The sequence below is a fragment of the Bathymodiolus platifrons methanotrophic gill symbiont genome (assembly GCF_002189065.1).
Classification (GTDB): domain Bacteria; phylum Pseudomonadota; class Gammaproteobacteria; order Methylococcales; family Methylomonadaceae; genus Methyloprofundus.
On record NZ_BDMN01000325.1, the window covers coordinates 1 to 1,996 of the forward strand.

Consider the following 1,996-nt stretch of genomic DNA (forward strand, 5'->3'; position numbering starts at 1 on the left):
AGGACAAATGTTCGGAGGGGATGGTTTGTCTCCTGCAGGACAGTTTTATTCATTCGCTGCATAAAGGTCGGTTATGACCAATCTTTACCGGCATAATAAGTCCTTGCGACAGAACCATTTTTCGTACTGAAAGGGATTCGCTTCAATAATTCCGCCCTTTTTCTCAACTTCGTTTATGAACTCAAAACCTAAATCAACTCTTTGTGTTTCATACCATTTAGCTGTTTCTTCAATATCCAATTCTGCTTCTGGTCGATACGTTATTTTATAACTCACAGCTTCCTTCTAATATCGGCAAATACAAGCTTTGCCTCTCTTCCTTTATTGTTATCAAGGGCATAAGCCTCTAATCGAGAGTTGAGTTCTCTCTTTTGTTCTTTACTAATAGGTAGAACAGCTTTTTCTTCTGCAATGCTATCCCATAAGTCTTCAACTAACTGAATTTTTTCATCAAGTGGCAATGTATTTAAGTTTGCTATCATTTTAATGTACCTCTCATATTTTGAATTTTAGCACATTTTGTTTTTCTTGAATATAATCAAGGGGTCAGCCAGCTTGATTTGATGAATTTCTGAGGCTTGTCTTTTGAAAAGCAGCGAGGTAATATCCAGGAAAGTTTATATAGCAAAGAAAGTTAATAGCCGGCTTCTTTTTGGTGTCTAAAAGCAAGCATGTATACGGTATCAGAATTTATTTCGTAACGGTAAAGTACCACATAACCTGAACCTCCAAATGGAATGAGTAACTCTCGCAACTCTGGCAGTTCATCAAACGGTCTGCCTATTTCAGGTTCTGTTTCCAAAATCATGATCTTATGTTCAATTGCAAAAGCTGCACGTTTTATTGCTTGAAGGTTTTTTTCAGCAAGAAATTGTCTACAGCGTTCTAATCCTTGCGCTGCCCCTTCTGTAATGATTACTCGTGACACTGAGGAATCACTTTTTCATTATCTGTCCTCCACTCTTTCAACCAACTGCTGACTTCTTTACCCGTTAAATGTCGTCCCGTTTCTTGATAAGACTTCCATGAATCTAAAGCTTCCTGTTTGAAATTTTCTCTTGCTTCTTCACGGTCAACATAATCTTTTATTGCTTCACGCATAATCCAGTGTGCTGAACGGTGACGTAAGTTTGCAAGATGTTGAATGCGATTTTTTTAAATTGTCATCAAGTTTGACTGATGTAGCCATGGAAAATATCCTTTATTATGAGGTAGTACCTTTTAGTACTATAGCATGAAATAGTTTTCAACAATTGAATGTGGGGGGGGGCAAAGGGTCAGCCAGCTTGATTTTGAATAGAAAAATCCATTTTCTTTTACGTAAGCGTCGCTTCTTCCCACCTAGACAAGCTACGCCACTTACTTTAAAGGCTTGATTTTTTCAGTCAGGTTCCAGGGTAAAAACTGATCCAATGCCTCTGGCTTATAGTGCCTACCAAGCTTGGGTAGTGCGGTGAGTAAATACTTTAAGTAATCAAAAGGCTCTAGGTTATTGGCTACCGCTGTCTGCACAAGACTGTAAAGTAGTGCGCTGGCATTAGCGCCGCGTGGAGTTTGATTAAATAACCAGTTTTTACGGCCAATCACAAACGGCTTGATATGACGTTCCGCTGCATTATTATCAATTTGTATATTACCATCATCAATATAGCGGGTTAGGCTATCCCATTGGTTAATGGTGTAACGAATGGCTTTACCGATCGCACTATCTTTTGCCGTTTTGGTAAGGTTGTTATCACACCACTGTTTTAAATCTTCCAGCAGAGGTTTGCTTTTTTCCAGACGCAACAAATAACGTTGCTCTATTGTCAGGCCTTTGAATTGTTTTTCTAGTGCATACAAGCGAGCAAACTTGCGTAATGCGGTTTGGGCCATGCCCATTTTATTCTTGCGGCTTTCTTTAGGGAGTGCTTTCAACGCTTCATCGAATTTACGACGCGCATGCGCCATACAGCCGACGAGGATACAGTCATCTGATGCCAATGCATGGTAGCCG

Annotated in this window: 4 protein-coding genes and 1 pseudogene; all 5 read right to left on the reverse strand. The window is 39.7% G+C overall.

All coding sequences use genetic code 11. The annotated features are described in order from the left end of the window. Positions 1-84 precede the first annotated feature (84 nt). A complete protein-coding gene (locus CDZ78_RS16570) occupies positions 85-276 on the reverse strand; it encodes a hypothetical protein (RefSeq protein WP_087870983.1) in 192 nt (63 codons plus the stop codon). Further along, on the reverse strand, positions 273-482 hold the full coding sequence (locus tag CDZ78_RS16575) for an addiction module protein (RefSeq protein WP_087870984.1): 210 nt from the start codon (positions 480-482) through the stop codon (positions 273-275). The genes CDZ78_RS16570 and CDZ78_RS16575 overlap by 4 nt, the downstream gene beginning before the upstream one ends. Positions 483-634: 152 nt before the next feature. After that, the gene (locus tag CDZ78_RS16580; protein ID WP_087870985.1) at positions 635-928 is read right to left on the reverse strand and encodes a type II toxin-antitoxin system RelE/ParE family toxin; all 294 of its coding nucleotides are present in this window, start codon (positions 926-928) and stop codon (positions 635-637) included. Continuing rightward, positions 916-1,189, reverse strand: a pseudogene (locus tag CDZ78_RS16585) (CopG family ribbon-helix-helix protein). The gene CDZ78_RS16580 and the pseudogene CDZ78_RS16585 overlap by 13 nt, the downstream one beginning before the upstream one ends. Positions 1,190-1,359: 170 nt before the next feature. Next, positions 1,360-1,996, reverse strand: a 637-nt coding sequence (gene tnpC / locus CDZ78_RS16590; RefSeq protein ID WP_140414141.1) for an IS66 family transposase, incomplete at its 5' end; no start/stop codon positions are given.

Coding starts and splice junctions, on each gene's coding strand:
- CDZ78_RS16575 (WP_087870984.1), bottom strand. CDS start 482: ATGATAGCAAACTTAAATACATTGCCACTTGATGAAAAAATTCAGTTA.